This window comes from Herbaspirillum sp. GCM10030257 (genome assembly GCF_042666555.1).
Taxonomy (GTDB): Bacteria; Pseudomonadota; Gammaproteobacteria; order Burkholderiales; family Burkholderiaceae_D; genus Noviherbaspirillum.
This window is the reverse complement of record NZ_JBHTDH010000005.1, coordinates 179,951-195,379: the sequence shown is the minus strand read 5'-3', so window position 1 is coordinate 195,379 and position 15,429 is coordinate 179,951. Positions and strand designations below refer to the sequence as shown.

At 57.0% G+C, this 15,429-nt stretch carries 12 protein-coding genes; 7 read left to right on the top strand and 5 right to left on the bottom strand.

Features of this window, described 5'->3' with window-relative positions:
- Window positions 1-754: 754 nt before the first annotated feature.
- Window positions 755-1,891 (bottom strand): metallophosphoesterase, encoded by a 1,137-nt coding sequence (locus tag ACFQUU_RS09805; protein ID WP_382246220.1) that lies wholly within the window; start codon window positions 1,889-1,891, stop codon window positions 755-757.
- 237 nt (window positions 1,892-2,128) lie between these two features.
- On the opposite strand from ACFQUU_RS09805, the gene ACFQUU_RS09800 reads away from it, so the two are divergent.
- On the top strand, window positions 2,129-4,768 hold the full coding sequence (locus ACFQUU_RS09800; protein WP_382246217.1) for an EAL domain-containing protein: 2,640 nt from the start codon (window positions 2,129-2,131) through the stop codon (window positions 4,766-4,768).
- Window positions 4,769-5,096: 328 nt separating this feature from the next.
- Here the strand turns inward: ACFQUU_RS09800 and ACFQUU_RS09795 are convergent, their stop codons facing one another.
- The gene (locus ACFQUU_RS09795; RefSeq protein WP_382246214.1) at window positions 5,097-6,056 is read right to left on the bottom strand and encodes a Tim44 domain-containing protein; all 960 of its coding nucleotides are present in this window, start codon (window positions 6,054-6,056) and stop codon (window positions 5,097-5,099) included.
- 227 nt (window positions 6,057-6,283) lie between these two features.
- Here ACFQUU_RS09795 and ACFQUU_RS09790 point away from each other — a divergent pair, with 227 nt between their 5' ends.
- Window positions 6,284-7,171, top strand: coding sequence for a Ku protein (locus ACFQUU_RS09790; RefSeq protein ID WP_382246211.1), 888 nt, complete (start codon window positions 6,284-6,286; stop codon window positions 7,169-7,171).
- A gap of 48 nt (window positions 7,172-7,219) precedes the next feature.
- Window positions 7,220-9,847, top strand: a complete 2,628-nt coding sequence (gene ligD, locus ACFQUU_RS09785; protein ID WP_382246209.1) for a DNA ligase D — start codon at window positions 7,220-7,222, stop codon at window positions 9,845-9,847.
- Window positions 9,848-10,031: 184 nt separating this feature from the next.
- Here the strand turns inward: ligD and ACFQUU_RS09780 are convergent, their stop codons facing one another.
- Window positions 10,032-10,637 carry a TetR/AcrR family transcriptional regulator gene (locus tag ACFQUU_RS09780; RefSeq protein WP_382246206.1) on the bottom strand — a complete coding sequence of 202 codons (606 nt, stop codon included), beginning with the start codon at window positions 10,635-10,637 and terminating at the stop codon, window positions 10,032-10,034.
- Window positions 10,638-10,759: 122 nt separating this feature from the next.
- On the opposite strand from ACFQUU_RS09780, the gene ACFQUU_RS09775 reads away from it, so the two are divergent.
- Window positions 10,760-11,578 (top strand): metal-dependent hydrolase, encoded by an 819-nt coding sequence (locus ACFQUU_RS09775; RefSeq protein WP_382246204.1) that lies wholly within the window; start codon window positions 10,760-10,762, stop codon window positions 11,576-11,578.
- 136 nt (window positions 11,579-11,714) lie between these two features.
- Here ACFQUU_RS09775 and ACFQUU_RS09770 read toward each other — a convergent pair whose 3' ends face one another.
- Window positions 11,715-12,035 (bottom strand): YkvA family protein, encoded by a 321-nt coding sequence (locus ACFQUU_RS09770; RefSeq protein WP_382246201.1) that lies wholly within the window; start codon window positions 12,033-12,035, stop codon window positions 11,715-11,717.
- Between the two features lie 127 nt (window positions 12,036-12,162).
- Window positions 12,163-13,056, bottom strand: a complete 894-nt coding sequence (locus ACFQUU_RS09765) for a DMT family transporter (protein ID WP_382246198.1) — start codon at window positions 13,054-13,056, stop codon at window positions 12,163-12,165.
- A gap of 164 nt (window positions 13,057-13,220) precedes the next feature.
- Here ACFQUU_RS09765 and ACFQUU_RS09760 point away from each other — a divergent pair, with 164 nt between their 5' ends.
- The 3 genes from ACFQUU_RS09760 to ACFQUU_RS09750 all read left to right on the top strand — a co-directional run bounded on the left by ACFQUU_RS09760 (window position 13,221) and on the right by ACFQUU_RS09750 (window position 15,377).
- Window positions 13,221-13,751, top strand: coding sequence for a hemerythrin domain-containing protein (locus ACFQUU_RS09760; protein ID WP_382246195.1), 531 nt, complete (start codon window positions 13,221-13,223; stop codon window positions 13,749-13,751).
- A gap of 90 nt (window positions 13,752-13,841) precedes the next feature.
- Entirely contained in the window at window positions 13,842-14,138 is a 297-nt protein-coding gene (locus ACFQUU_RS09755) for a hypothetical protein (RefSeq protein WP_382246192.1), read from the top strand.
- A 111-nt stretch (window positions 14,139-14,249) separates the two neighbouring features.
- Entirely contained in the window at window positions 14,250-15,377 is a 1,128-nt protein-coding gene (locus tag ACFQUU_RS09750) for a PQQ-dependent sugar dehydrogenase (protein ID WP_382246189.1), read from the top strand.
- The last annotated feature ends 52 nt before the right edge of the window (window positions 15,378-15,429 follow it).

The window sequence follows — 15,429 nt, the reverse complement described above, 5'->3', positions numbered from 1 at the left end:
CAAAAGAGCAGTGCCCCAAGCGGGAAGCGCAGAACTCGCCTGCGGCTCAGACAACTGCGCTTCTTTATCCGCTTGCGGCACTGCTCTTTTGGCGTCTGCACAGGGGATTTCAACCCATCCCCACCCTAGCCCTCCCCCTACGCGGGCCGCCTTGAAGGGGAGGGAACGTTCTTGATGGTGGGAGGTAGTGAGGATGAATTACCGTCCGACGAAAGTACCGTTCGCAAAGAGCGCCGACAGCGGCATTCGGCATTCGGCATTCGGCATTCGGCATTCGGCATTCGGCAATGCGATGCGCAGCGAGCGAGCCGAAGTTCCCTCCCTTTCAAGGGGAGGGCTAGGGAGGGGATGGGTTTAAAAATCCCCTGTGCAGACGCCAAAAGAGCGCGGGCCAAAACGGATAAAGAAGCGAAACCTGTCTGAGCCGCAGGCGAGTTTGTTTCGCTTCCCGTTTTGGTCCGCGCTCTTTTGGGTACCCGAAGGGCGGCGAACCGGGGTCGCCTTTCTTTGCCTCCTTTCTTTGGCGAAGCAAAGAAAGGAGGTGGCCCGCCGGGGCCAGTCCCGGCTAGCATCCACGAAGAGTCAACAGACCCGCATCACCGAAGAAAAGAAAAACTCCAGCAGCGCACTATCATCGTTAGCCCCCACCATCAACTCAACAAGCCCACTCACGCAAAGAACACACGAAAATCGTCGAACTACAAGCGCTCGCCAAGTGCAAACCTCGCACTAATGACGTGCAATACATCCATCATCACGCCTTGACCAAGCGAACCCGCGTGATCTCCGACGGTGCGCCGAAACGCTTCGGCGGCCCCCAGTATCCGGTGCCGCGGCTGGTATAAACCCACAACTGTTCAAGCCGATTCAGACCAGCCACATACGGCTGCTGCATTGGCACGAACAAATTCCATGGAAAAAATTGTCCGCCATGCGTATGGCCTGACAGCTGCAGGTCGAAGCCCGCTTCTGCCGCTGCGGTGGCGGTACGCGGCTGGTGCGCCAGCAGGATCTTCACGCCGACGTTATCGGGCGCTCCCGCCAGTGCCGCACGCGGATCGCTGCGATGCGATTCGTCAAAATAATGCGCAGTGAAATCGTTGACGCCAGCCAGTAGTACGCGTGCACCATCATGCGGCAACACCACATGTTCGTTCATCAGTACGCGTAGCCCAAGGCGGCGCACTTCGTCAATCCAGGCATGGGCGTTGGAATAATACTCGTGATTGCCGGTGACAAAATAAGCGCCGTGCCGCGCCTGCAGGCGTGCCAGCGGCGCCGTATGCGGCGCAAGGTGGCGAACGCTGCCGTCGACCAGGTCACCGGTGACAGCAACGGCATCGGCCTGCAAGCTGTTCACGCGGTCGACAATGGCATCGAGGTAACCGCGTTTGATGGTCGGCCCTACATGGATGTCACTAATCTGCGCGATCGTGAAACCCTGTAAGGCATCAGGCAAGTCGTTGATCGGTATCTCCACGTCGACCACGCGTGCGGTGCGGCGCGCGTTGAAGAAGCCAATCAATGTCGCCAATGCGGCCAGCGTGGGAACCGCAACCGCCGACCACATGACGACTTCAGGGTCATGCACCCCGGCCAGCCCAATCGCCGACAACATCACATCGCGCAGTAACGTCAGCACGAACAACGACGAAAACATGCCTAAAGCCATCATGCCAGCCCAAGACAAGCGATCGGCTAGTGGTTGGCGGGCGATGCCATGCGCCATCATCCCAGTCGGGACCAGCACGAAAGAGAGCACCAGCAAGACAACGCCGACAGCGCGCAGGCTGTCCGGCACCGGCAATTGCGGAAGGATGCGCCAGCCGATGTAGGCATGCAGCAATGCCAGCAGGCTCAAAACAACCACAGTGGAAGGGCGCACGCGCATGTAATTAATGTGATGGATGGAAAAAATCGGAAAGTTAGAGGTATTTGGGGTTGATTCATCGAATGTTCAATAGCTCGACGGAACCTAGACGCTGGCTCGGCAATCTACTAGGGTTGTCGTTTTGACTTCACGCTCCCTCTTTGCTCTCAGTTTTCTGATGTTTCTAATGCTTCCGATGTTTCTGATGCTTAACCGCAAGCCTTTACTGTGGGCAATTTTCCTAACTGGACGGGTGCGATGAACCTCCAGCTCGATTTAGAACCGGATTACAAAGCCGCACTCCGCGCGTCGCCAAATCTCTACCTGTTAATGTCGCCCGAACTGATCATCATTGATGCCAATGATGCCTATCTGCAATCGGTTGGCAGAACGCTTGAAGAAATTCGCGGCAAGCATATCGCCATGGCATTTCCCAACAATCCGGCGCTGCCTGATTACAGCAGCATGGAGACGGTGTGCACTTCCCTCAAAAGGGCCATGGACACAGGCAAACCCGACTTCATACCCATAATCCGCTATGGCGTGGCACGTAATACGGCAGACGGCCAGGTGTTCGACGATCGTTATTGGAGCGCAGTCCATACGCCAGTGCTGGATGAGAACGGCAAGGTCAAATTCCTGATCCAGAATCCGATCGATATCACCGAGATGCTCAAGCTCCGACGCGCACTCGAGGAGGCTGAAACCGGATCGGATACGTTGATGCATGCGCGCAGCAACGTCTTCCGGCACTCGCAATTGCTGGCAAGCACGAATCGCAACCTCGATGCGGAACTGACGATGCTGCGTCAGCTCTTCGATCATGCTCCGGCATTCATCGCGGTGCTGCGCGGCCCTGAACACGTGTTCGAACTGGCAAACACCGCCTATCATCAGCTTTTTGGAAAAGTGGACGTGACAGGCAAGCCGATCCGCAAGGTGCTGACTGAAACAGAAGCGCGTGGCTATGTCGATCTGCTCGATAGCGTCTATGCCAGCGGCTCGGAATACGTCGGACATGAAGCGCGAGTCGTGGTGCAAGCTGCGGAGGGTGCGCCGCTGGAAGAGTTGTTTGTCGATTTTGTCTTCCAGCCTATCCTCGAGGACGATGGATCGGTCTCGGGCATCTTCGTACAGGGACAGGACGTAACGCAGGCCAGGCGCGCACGCGAAGAATTGCGTGCTTCCAACGAGCGATTGCGCCTTGCGCTGGAAGGCTCGGGCGATGGTGTCTGGGACTGGAGCATCGTGAAAGACGAAGTGGCGTACTCGACTCGCTGGAAAGAGATGCTGGGTTACAGCGAACAGGAAATATCGACCAGCTTCGATGAGTGGGAACGACGCGTGCATCCGGATGACCTCGAACCCACCATCTACACGCTGCAGTCCTGCCTGGATGGCAAGGACTCATCGTTTAGTCGTGAATTCCGCATGCAGTGCAAGGACGGCAGCTGGAAATGGATGCTGGCGCGTGCGGTGGTCGTCGCACGCAACATGGAGGGCATGCCCTTGCGCATGACCGGCACGATGACCGACATATCGGAGAAACGCCAATCCGAAGAGCGGATCTGGCGCCACGCCAATTTCGACGCCCTCACTGGCTTGCCTAACCGTCGTCTGTTCCGCGACCGTCTTGAGCATGAGGTAAAGAAGGCGCATCGCAACGGCAGGCAAATGGCACTGTTGTTCATCGACCTCGACCGCTTCAAGGAAGTCAACGATCTGCTCGGCCATGATATTGGTGACCTGTTGCTGACGCAGGCAGCAAGGCGTCTCGGCGACTGTGTGCGTCATTCAGATACGGTGGCGAGATTGGGTGGCGACGAGTTCACAGTGATCCTGAGCGAACTCGACACGATGGTCCACGTGGAAGACATTGCGCAAAAGATTCTGGACGCATTGGCCGAGCCTTTCCGTCTTGGAAAGGAAGTCGCTTATCTGTCGGGCAGCATTGGCATCACCATGTATCCGGCAGATGCGGGCACACCGGAAGAACTGGTACGTAATGCGGACCAGGCGATGTATGTTGCCAAGCATGCGGGCCGCAACCAGTTCAGCTATTTCACCCGCTCGATGCAGGAAGAAGCGCATCATCGCCTGCGCCTGTCGGGGGATTTGCGACATGCATTGAATGCGGGGCAATTGAAAGTGCATTACCAGCCGGTCGTGGAACTGGCGACAGGGCGCATTGCGAAAGCGGAAGCCTTGCTGCGTTGGCAGCATCCGGGCCTCGGCCCGGTAGACCCGTCGCGCTTTATTCCGTTGGCCGAAGAGTCGGGGATGATCCATGACATCGGCAACTGGGTGTTCACCCAGGCAGCAGCTTGTTCGGAACGATGGAGCGAAATCCTAGGCTCGCCTTTTCAGATCGGGGTGAACAAATCGCCGGTGCAGTTTCTTTCGCAGTCGGAAGACATCAACTGGGCGAGCTATCTGCGGCATGTTGGCTTGTCGGGCCAAAGCATTTCGGTCGAAATTACTGAGGGACTGCTGCTTAACGCATCGCAGGTGGTCGCAGACAAACTGCTCGAATACCGCGATGCCGGCATTCAGGTTGCGCTCGACGATTTTGGTACCGGTTATTCATCGATGGCGTATCTGAAAAAGTTTGATATCGACTATCTGAAAATCGACCAGTCTTTCGTACGTGACATCACCACCAATGAAGGCGACCGGGCCATCGCCGAATCGATCATCATGATGGCGCATCGGCTCGGATTGAGGGTGATCGCGGAAGGCATCGAGACGCCGGAACAGCGCGACCTGCTCACGGCGGCAGGCTGCGATTTTGGACAGGGCTTCCTGTTTGCCCGGCCGGCGCCGGCGGAATGGTTCGAACGCATGCTCCACGAGCAGCGGAGAAACGATGAGGCAGCGTCGCGTCGGCGCATGCATTGATAGAAAGGACAGAAAGTAATTTACGGCTTTGCTGGCGAAAAGATGAACGGCTCATTTGTCCTTGCATAGAAGGAAATTTTAAGGTGCATTTTGCAATCTGATCGAATTTATCTGAACACAGTCAGGTCCTCGACACCGCGCAATAAAATCCCACTCAGATCGCCACACATTTTCGATAACATTCCTTCCCAAAGTCGTTTCGAGGTGCAGCCATTTCAACATCGAATGCGCAAAAAGGGGGAGCTGGTTACCCAGCTCCCCCTTTTTGCTTCTCGTCCTTCACCCATCGGGCATTGCGCCCGATGGAATTATTACTTCTGCTACTGTCTTACGCCAACTGCTGAATACCCGCTAGGATCCAGCCGCCATTGCCGGATACCGGCTTGCTGAGGTTCCATACCTCGGTGAACGGTTCTGCAGCCGCGTTTTCCGATTCCCTGATCATGCCCGAGAACTTCACGCTGGCAAGGTAGTCGTTACCGACTGTTTCCATGCCCAGCAGCTCCGCGTCCAGCGATACCACATCGGTATGGTTGGCCGACGCGCCCCGTTCCTGCAACTGCAGTTTCATTTCCGCAAACATCTCAGGTGAGGTGAACTCACGCAGGTCGTTCACATCGGCCTTGTCCCAGGCAGCTTGCAGACGGATAAAGTAGGTCTTTGCATGGCGCAGGAAACCCGCGCTGTCAAAGTCCGCCGGTACACCCCATGGTGCAGGACTTGCGCCATTGTTGACGTTATTGTCGCTCTCGTTACCCGATGCGCTGAACGATGACTGCAGTGCCGCCGGTTGCGTCGGTTCGATACGTGAACCGATTTCGGGGGTATAACCGCCCGAGCCCGCACCAGAGCCGTTCGCGTAAGCAGGGGTCAAGCCATTTTTCGCCATTGTCCCGCCTTCACGCTTACGCATGATCATGCGGTAGATGAAGAACACCGCACCAGCCAGGAGGGCAAGCATCAGTATTGTGCTGATCATGCTGGCCATCGCACCGCCAAGGCCGAAGTGCGAAAGCAATGCGCCGAGGCCGAGGCCAAGCAGTGCGCCGCCGAGAATGCCTTTCCACGGGCTAGCCGGTTTGGCAGCGGCTGCAGGAGCAGCGGCGGGTGCAGGTTTAGCCGCAGCAGGGGCCGCCTGACTTTGCGATGGTGCGGCCGATTGGCGGCTGACGCTCTGCGACTGCTTGCCGAATGACCCGCCGCTACCCATGCGCTTGGCCTGTGCATCTGACACGACGACAGACAGTGCGCTAACCGCAACCATCAAGGTGACCAAAAACTTTTTCATGTTTCCTCCGAAGAATAAGTATTCGTGTGCCGCCTTGCGCGAGGCGCCGGCTATTCACAACCACACCATAGTACGTTTTTTAGATAAATATAAAAAGCGAATAAATAATGATCTTTTGTTCGTAAAAAACGAATTTTCTATGTTAAGACGGCCGTGAGAACTCAGTGTAGCAAGCCATGTCGAACAATTAACATTTCAATTAATCAGCTTCGCTGAAAGGATAGTTTATGGCACGTGTCATGTGGAAGGGCGCAATCAGCTTTGGCCTGTTGCACGCACCGGTGTCGCTTTACCCTGCAATCCAGCAGGATGAAATCGATTTCGACTGGCTCAAGCGGGATACCTTGCAAGCGGTCGGCTACAAGCGCGTGGTCAAGGACACCGGCAAGGAAGTCGACAAGGACGACATCATCAAGGCGGTCAAATACGAAGGTCGGTACGTCGTCCTGTCCGACGAGGAAATCAAGGCGGCTAACGTCAAGTCGACGCACACCATCGATATTGTCGGTTTCACCGACGCTGAAGACGTTAACTTCCTGTTTTTCGAAACGCCATATTATCTGGCGCCCACCAAAGGTGGCGAGAAGGTTTACGCCCTCCTGCGCGAAGCACTGCGCAAATCCAAAAAAATCGGCATCGCGCTCGTTGTGTTGCACAACAAGCAGCATCTGGCGGCCCTGATTGCGACTCCGGAAGCCATCGTGCTCAATACGCTGCGCTGGGCCACAGAGGTGCGCTCGACCGAGGCGCTGGACTTGCCCGAAGAAGGCTTGAAAGACGTTGAAGTCAAGCCCAAGGAACTGACCATGGCGACGCAACTGATCGCCAGCATGACCGAAGACTGGGACCCCACCCAGTATCACGATACCTTCCGCGACGACATCATGGCCATGGTCAAAAAGAAATACGATGAAGGTATGGCCGAACAGGTGACCGATGTGAAGATCGAGGAATCGGAAACGGCCGACAGTGAAACAGACTTGACCGAGCTGTTGCGGCAGAGTCTGCAGGGCACCGCTAACCGCAGCCGCCGGAGCGGTTTGCCGAAGAAGGTACCGCCGCCCGCCGCACGCAAAACGGCAAGCCGCAGCAGACCCTCGAAGTCGGTGCATTGACGTGCCGCCTGCGCGCCCCCATCGGAGTAAGGAGCAAGGAGGATTGCCATGCCCGACAAGCTGTCGACCTATCACGCGAAGCGCAATTTCGGCATCACGCCGGAACCGAAAGGAATGGTAGTTGCACCATCGGAGCGCTTGCGCTTCGTCGTGCAAAAACACGATGCGCGCCGCCTGCACTATGACTTTCGGCTTGAAATCGACGGCACGCTGAAAAGCTGGGCGGTTCCAAAGGGACCGAGCCTCGACCCGGCGGAAAAGCGCCTCGCCGTGCATGTCGAAGATCATCCTCTCGATTACATCGACTTCGAGGGTGATATTCCTGAACACCAGTATGGAGCCGGCCATGTCGATGTCTGGGACATTGGCTACTGGGAACCGCAGGAAGATCCGGCAGCCGCTTACCGGGCAGGCAAGATCAAGTTCCGGCTCAACGGAGAAAAACTGCATGGCGGATGGACCCTGGTGCGCACCCGTCTCGCTGGCAGCGGCGGCAAGGAGCAATGGCTGCTCATCAAGGAAAAGGACGAGACCGCACGCTCCGTCAAGGACTACGATATCACCGAAGCGCTGCCCGACAGCGTGCTGCAGGACGCGCCTGTCCCTCAATCCAGCACGGCGAAAAAAGCCCAGGCACCAAGGAAGACCAACGATGCCCACTTGAATACCAAGGCACCGCGTACCGTACCCAAAACTTCAGCAGGTGGAAAGATACAGGGTTCGCTCAAAGCACCATTGCCGGAAACCATGGTGCCGCACCTTGCCACGCTGGTCGATGAAGTGCCGTCGGCCGGGAAATGGCTCTTTGAAATCAAATTTGACGGTTACCGCCTGCTGACACGTGTCGACAAGGGCGAAGTCCGCTTGTTCACACGTGACGGCAAGGACTGGACTGCTCGCCTGCCAAGGCAAGTGGAAGCCATCAAGGCCCTTAGGCTGAAGAGTGCATGGCTGGATGGTGAAATTGTCGTCCTCGATGAACATGGCGTTCCCTCGTTCCAGCTGCTGCAAAATGCCTTCGATGAAAAAAGTCCGTCCAGGATTCTCTATTTTCTGTTTGATGTTCCTTACCTGAACGGCTACGATTTGCGCGGGGCCGCACTCAGTGACCGTCGCGCACGGCTCAGTCAATTGCTGACTGACGCTGACAACGGCGCGATCCGTTACAGTGCGCCCATGTCGGAGCCGCCACAGCAACTGCTCGACAGCGCGTGCGGCATGTCGATGGAAGGCATCATCGGCAAGCTTGCCGATTCGCCTTACGTCGGCAAGCGCAGCAACACCTGGATCAAACTCAAGTGCCAACGTCGTCAGGAATTCGTCATCGCCGGCTATACGGAACCGCAAGGCAGCCGCAAGTTCTTGGGCGCCCTGTTGCTTGGCGTGTATGAAGACGGAAAATTACGCTATGCCGGCCGCGTTGGTACCGGCTTCGACCGCAAGACCTTGCTCGCGCTTCACCAGCACCTGAGCAGGCTGGAAATCGATAAACGCCCATTCGAAAGCATGCCGGCCGGCGTCCGTCGCGCGGAAACACATTGGGTCAAACCGCAGCTGGTCGCCGAAATCTCCTTTGCCGAATGGACCTCCGATGGCATTGTGCGGCAAGCAGTTTTCCATGGGCTGCGTGAAGACAAGCCGGCCAAAGAGATTCGACGCGAGCAGTCGGTGCCGGTTTCCAATGGTGCGGCAGCCGCCAAGGCCGACAAGCCGGAGAGAACGGCAAAGCATCGTCAATCCAGCCCAGGATCCGCACAAGAAACGGAACAGGGAGGCAAGGATGTAGTTGCCGGTATCCACATTACCCACGCTGACCGGGTCGTTGACCCAACCACCGGCCTCACCAAATTTGATGTCGCAACCCACTACGCGCGGGTTGCGTCCTTGCTATTGCCTTACCTGAACAATCGGCCGGTGTATCTGTTGCGCTGTCCCGAGGGCATACGCGGCGAACAGTTCTTTCAAAAGCATGCGACAAAATTGTCCATTCCCGGAATACGCTTGCTCGACCCTACCCTGGATCCCGAACATGACCCGCTGATGGCCATCGATGATGCGCATGCGCTCGCCGGCGTAAACCAGATGGGCACGATAGAACTGCATGTCTGCAGTGCTACCGCGGACAGGATCGATAGACCTGACAATATGGTCTTCGATCTCGATCCGGATCCCTCATTGCCATGGAAGACCGTGAAGGAAGCTGCGCAACTGATGAAGGTCATGCTCGATGAGCTAGGCCTGAAAAGCTTTTTGAAAACCAGTGGCGGCAAGGGCCTGCACATCGTGGTGCCGCTTGCGCGTCGTCATACATGGGACGAGGTCACAGACTTCTCACAAGCTGTCGCCAAGCATCTCGCGCACACGCTGCCGAAGCTGTTCAGCGCAACTATGGGCGAAAAGAACCGGGTGAAAAAAGTTTTTGTCGATTTCCAGCGCAACCGCCGTCATGCCAGCACCGTCGCGCCCTACTCGGCGCGCGCGCGCCCTGGTCTACCGGTGTCGGTGCCGATCGCCTGGGAAGAACTGGACCGCATTGACAAGGCGGCGGCATGGACTGTTGCAACACTGCAGGAACGCCTCAATACATTGAAGCAGGATCCCTGGAAGGAGTTTTTGACGACACGCCAGACCTTAACTGCCGCGATGAAAAAGACGCTCGGACTGACTAAGAAGTGAGCAGCAAACGCCGCGACTGCCCCGTGGTCCAGCGTCACCATGAGTGCGCGGTCCACTTTCAGCACGTCGACATTCAGCTGCTGCAATTGCGTCAGTGAGAAATAACCGGTGCCAAATCGTCGGCCAGCAACTTGACCTCGACCGAACCCGGGCTGGCGGAGGTCTTTCGATGACCCAAACGGCCTTAGGCGACATCCCGGGTGACCGCCTTGACCAGGCGGATCGCCGGTTCGGCCAGCTTGGCAACGTCGGCAGCACTATCCTGTTCTATGGCCTGCAATACCAATTCATTGATACCGCCGACCACGGTCATGGCCATGTCAGGCGTTAGTGCCGTCTCACGTGGCTTGCCATCCTGCTCGGCGTTGATGACCTTGAGCATGAAACTCGCGATTTCATTGTTGACCCGGCGCCGGGCAGCAAGTCCTTCGGCACCGAGTCCGAGAATCTCGATAAATAGCGTACGCATCAGTACCGGATTTTGTGCGAGACAACCAAGATAGGCATGAATTGCCGTTTCCACTTGTGACTGCCATGGACGAGCGGGATCGATTGCATTGCGCAATACGTCAATCGCGTTATGGCTGGCTGCGGTGTACAGGGCAATCAGGCAATCGGCCTTGGTGTTGAAGTATTCGTAAAAAGTGCGGCGTGAAACGGACGCTTCGCGCACGATATCGGCGATGGTAGTCTCGGCATAGCCCTTGGCCGCAACAGCTTGCGCCATGCCCTCCAGCAGGCGGTGACGGTGGGCAACAGCTGGGTCAGGTGTTTTCGTAATTTGCGTCATCTTTTCGTTTTTAGAATTTCTTTTCTAAAGCTGGTACTTGACAGTACCAATAGCCGGCACCACCATATGCTACCGGTACTTAAGGGTACCAACCCGCATAATTTTTCGATGGAGCATTGCACATGACCGATCTTGTTGTGCGTCGGCTATTGATTGACCTGGAGACGCCTTTTGATCGTCACTGGTGCGGCGGCGATGCCTTTCGCTCGGCATTATTCAACGCTTTGTCGATGAGCTTCCCGGTTGGCGAACAATTTTTCATTGATTCCGTTCGCAACGGCTTCAAGGCGCTGCCACCCGAACAGCAGCAACACTTCAAGGCGGAAGTGCAAGGCTTTGTCGGCCAGGAAGCTACGCACCGCCGGATCCATGCGCTGTTCAATGCCCATCTGGATAAGCAGGGACTGGTCAATAACTGGGCGCCGCGCGCGCAAAAGCGGCTAAGGCTGCTCGAAGGCGCCGATGCGCGTCACTGGCTGGCGATCACCGCTGCCAATGAGCATTTCACCGCAATCTTCGCCGAATGGATGCTGAAGAACCATGACTGGCTCGATGGCAGCGAAGCGCGCCTGAAGACCATGTGGCTCTGGCACAGCGCGGAAGAATCCGAGCACAAGAGCACCGCATTCGAGCTGTACCAGGCGCTGGGCGGCACGCATGAGTGGCGAATCACCTGGTTCCGTCGCGTAACACTGATCTTCCTCGGCGATACATTGCGGCAGACGATCAACAACCTCAGGCATGACGGAACGTTATGGACATGGAGCACCTGGAAGAGCGCGGCAAGTTACCTGTTCGGCAAGCGCGGATTGATCCGCCAGAGCTATCGTCCGTGGCGGGAATACCTGCGCCGCGATTTTCATCCGTCGCAGCAGGAAAGCGACCTGTCGCGTCGCTGGCTGGAAGACAACATGAAAGCTTACACGCTAGTTGGGGCATAAGACCGCATAAGCGTGATAAGCGTACCTGAACGGATTACGGCGAAGCGGATAAGACAACGGTGTGAAAAGCCTTGCAGGCTCTTCGCGCCGTTGTTATTGCGTAGTTATTTCGTCAATATCGCGTGACGAATTGCCATTATCGCTGGCGGCCTCCGGAGCGCAATGGCGACACGCGCGACATCAGGCGATCGGTGGCGATATGTGCCTGTTGCAGTGCGTGGGCCGGGACCAGGCGTAGCAACGCGGGAATGCCGAGTGCAAGCAAGGTCACATCATCGGCCCAGCCAAGAAAGACAAGCCAGTCGGGCACCATGTCTATCGGACTGAGCACGTACAAGCCCAACAACAGGGCACCAATCTTCAGATGCAAGGGCGTTGCCGGGTTGCGGCAGGCGTACCATAGGACAATGATTTCACGACCAACGGTGCGGAACAGTCGTCCCAAACGGAAGAACATGGCAAAACTCCTATCAGGCAAGGCGCACATCGCGCCAGTCAACTTAGGTTCTACATCGCAGCAAAAGTGCCATAGGAATTTTCAACCACGGCGATGCAGCAGCCACATGGCCGACCGGCACTTGACACTACCGCATGTTGACCATCACGACACCCAGCATCACCAGCACCGCGCCAACAGCAAAGCGCAGGTCGATAGGATCATGCAAAAACAGCATGCCGAAACCAACGCCGAACAAGGGCGTGAGGAAGGCGAAGACCGACAGGCGTGACGCCAAATATTTTCGCAACATCCAGAACCACACCAGGTAGCTGAGGAAGGCCACGATCACTGCCTGAAAAAACAGGCTGCCGAGCACCGTGCCGCTCAGCGTAATGCCGGTGCCCTGTCCGACTGCCAGCCCGATCACAACGAGGATGACGCCGCAGCTACCCAACTGATACAACAGCGTAGTAGCCGCCGGCGCCTCGGACAGGGCCGAACGGCGGATCAGCACCGTGGTCGCCGCCCAGAATATCCCGCCCAGCACGCCGAGCGCGTCGCCGATCAGTACATGCCACCAGTCACGTCCCTGCGCAACGAAGCCATTGGAAAAAGCCACGGCGATTCCGGCAAATGCCGCCAGCACACCGGCCCATTGCATCGGTGCCAGGCGCTCGCCCGCGATCGACCAGTGCAGGCCGAGCACGGTGAAGATCGGTGCGGTATAGAGAAAGACCGACATATGCGATGCGGTGGTGTACTGCAATCCCAGCGCAACACAAAGGAATTCCGTAGCGAAAAGCACGCCGGCGCCGATGCCTGGAAGCAGCGTGCCGTCCCTGAGCGACAGCTTGTCGCGGCGCACCAGCATCAGGGCGGCAACCATCAACGCCGCGATCACAGAACGCACGCCAATCTGCATGACAGGCCCCATGTCCGGCGCCGCTACTTTGACTGCTACCTGTTGCATACCCCATAGCACGCAGAGCGCCAGCATCACCATAATCGCGAAGGTGTCGAGCGGTTTGCGTTCAATCATGCTGTTTCCTTGTCCCATGCAGAGCACACATTTTAAGCGCGGCAAGATTTTTGCGTTGAGCCATGATGTTTGCGCACCGTCACGTTCCTTCCGGTCAGCGCCTGAACCAGTTGATGCCCTTGGTCTCTAACCTTGTTGAAAAAACATTTTTGGAGCGCCAGAGCATGATCGAACAACAAACCGATGCAGTAAGAATGCTGACCGCCCAGCACAGGGAAATGGAAGATCTTCTCAAGCAGGTCAAGGAAAGCGACGATACAAACAGGCAATCGCTGTTTGCCAAGGCGGCGGATAAGCTGACAGTCCATATCAAATCCGAGGAAGAGATTTTCTATCCGGCGGTCAATGCGGCGCGCACCGAGGATGATCTCCTGGAATCGCTGGAAGAGCATCTTTCATTGAAGCGCCTGCTGGCGGACCTGTTGGAAATGGATCCGGCCGAGAAGGAATTTGAGGCCAAATTCAAGGTGCTGAAGGAGCAGACGGAACACCATCACGAGGAAGAAGAGGAAAAGCTTTTTCCCGCAGTGCTGAGAATGATCGATGGCGACAAGCGCGAAGAACTCGGCCGCGAAATGCTCGCCCTGCAGCAGGAAATGACTGCGCAGGGTGAACCGCGCGAAGGCGTCACCGACGAAACCGCCGCTGCTGCGCCGCTCAATTCGCCGCAGGAACAATCCGGAAAGCAGGCTTAGTCTGGTGGTAATCGGAGCAGGTAGAGCCAACATCGTCACCACGACCACCGGGCAATCCGCCCACCATCCACGCTCAAGGAGATGTCATCGATGAAAACCATGCTTGTTGCAGTGGTCGCCGCCCTGGCATCGGCGGCATCCCTTGCCCAGACCGGCAGCGGCCGGTCTGATCCTTCGATTCGCACACCGGCTGATCCGGGCATGAGCACATTGCCGGATAAATCAATGAAGGCGCCGTCGAATTCCGGTATGGTAGTTGTGCCGCCCAAGACGGATCCAGAGGCGATCGTAACACCGCCGAAACAAGTCGATCCAAAAATGGACGACGCCACGCCGGGAGTGGACCGCAGAAATGCGGAAAAATCCCAGGACAAAAAATCCAGATAATGCCGATGTGCGGGTACATGGCCTTGGCAGTTTACGCCCTGCTCCGCGTATCACATCGGTCCGCTGTATTGACTGCACCGACCGAGCCGACTGTACAAGGGGAGTTTCATCATGCCGAACCGACGTAATGCCCGGCCATGGTTGTTGACCGGCGCATTCCTGTTGTCTTGCCTTACCGGCGCACACGCCGCCGGTGTCAAACCTGAAGTGCTGACCGACAAGCTTGAACATCCCTGGGGATTGGCGTTCATCGGCCAAGGTCGCATGCTGGTTACCGAACGTCCGGGCCGAATGCGCCTGATCGAGTCCAATGGCAAGGCCGGTCCGCCCATTGCGGGGCTTCCCGAGGTCGATGTCGGCGGTCAGGGTGGCTTGCTCGATGTGCAGACCGACAGCGGATTTTCGCAAAATCGCATCATCTATTTCTGCTATGCGGAGCCGGCGAAATCAGGTGGCGGCAACTCGACCGCACTCGCGTCGGCACGCCTGTCCGATGACGGAAAAAAACTGGAGCAGGTCAAGGTGGTGTTCAGCCAGAAGCCGAAAACGCGGAGCGATGCGCATTTCGGCTGTCGTATCGTCGAAGCGAAGGACGGTACGCTTTTCCTGACTCTGGGCGACCGCTACAAGCGCAAGGACGATGCGCAAACACTGGACAACCATCATGGCAAGGTGGTACGCATCAACAAGGACGGTTCAGTACCGAAAAATAATCCATTTGTCGGCAAGGCAGGGGCATTGCCCGAGATATGGAGTTACGGTCATCGCAATTCGCAGGGCGCGGCGCTCGGCCCGGATGGCCGGCTCTGGATCCATGAGCATGCCGCGCAAGGCGGGGATGAAGTCAATCGTCCCGAAGCCGGCAAGAATTATGGCTGGCCCGTCATCAGTTGGGGACTCGATTACGGTGGCGGCAAGATCGGCGAAGGTTTGAACGAGAAGGAAGGCATGGAGCAACCGGTGTATTACTGGAATCCCTCCATCGCCCCATCCGGGATGGTTTTCCTGCGCAGCGACCGCTACGGCAAGGAATGGCAGGGCAACCTTTTCGTCGGTGCGCTCAAGCTCCAGTACCTCGCAAGGCTGGTGCTGCAGGGCGACAAGGTGGTGAAAGAAGAAAAGCTATTGCAGGATGTGACGCAACGCATCCGTGATGTGCGTGAAGGGCCGGATGGCTTGCTGTATGTGCTGACCGATCATGACAATGGCCAGTTGATCCGGCTGCAACCGGTGCCCTGAGAGGAAAAAAACCTGAACTAAAGACAGGCGCTGTTGCGACATCCTGCGCGGA

Bases quoted from the DNA above. Each gene is read 5' to 3' on its own strand.
- ACFQUU_RS09805 (WP_382246220.1), bottom strand. From the start codon at position 1,891: ATGCGCGTGCGCCCTTCCACTGTGGTTGTTTTGAGCCTGCTGGCATTG.
- ACFQUU_RS09800 (WP_382246217.1), top strand. From the start codon at position 2,129: ATGAACCTCCAGCTCGATTTAGAACCGGATTACAAAGCCGCACTCCGC.
- ACFQUU_RS09795 (WP_382246214.1), bottom strand. From the start codon at position 6,056: ATGAAAAAGTTTTTGGTCACCTTGATGGTTGCGGTTAGCGCACTGTCT.
- ACFQUU_RS09790 (WP_382246211.1), top strand. From the start codon at position 6,284: ATGGCACGTGTCATGTGGAAGGGCGCAATCAGCTTTGGCCTGTTGCAC.
- ligD (WP_382246209.1), top strand. From the start codon at position 7,220: ATGCCCGACAAGCTGTCGACCTATCACGCGAAGCGCAATTTCGGCATC.
- ACFQUU_RS09780 (WP_382246206.1), bottom strand. From the start codon at position 10,637: ATGACGCAAATTACGAAAACACCTGACCCAGCTGTTGCCCACCGTCAC.
- ACFQUU_RS09775 (WP_382246204.1), top strand. From the start codon at position 10,760: ATGACCGATCTTGTTGTGCGTCGGCTATTGATTGACCTGGAGACGCCT.
- ACFQUU_RS09770 (WP_382246201.1), bottom strand. From the start codon at position 12,035: ATGTTCTTCCGTTTGGGACGACTGTTCCGCACCGTTGGTCGTGAAATC.
- ACFQUU_RS09765 (WP_382246198.1), bottom strand. From the start codon at position 13,056: ATGATTGAACGCAAACCGCTCGACACCTTCGCGATTATGGTGATGCTG.
- ACFQUU_RS09760 (WP_382246195.1), top strand. From the start codon at position 13,221: ATGATCGAACAACAAACCGATGCAGTAAGAATGCTGACCGCCCAGCAC.
- ACFQUU_RS09755 (WP_382246192.1), top strand. From the start codon at position 13,842: ATGAAAACCATGCTTGTTGCAGTGGTCGCCGCCCTGGCATCGGCGGCA.
- ACFQUU_RS09750 (WP_382246189.1), top strand. From the start codon at position 14,250: ATGCCGAACCGACGTAATGCCCGGCCATGGTTGTTGACCGGCGCATTC.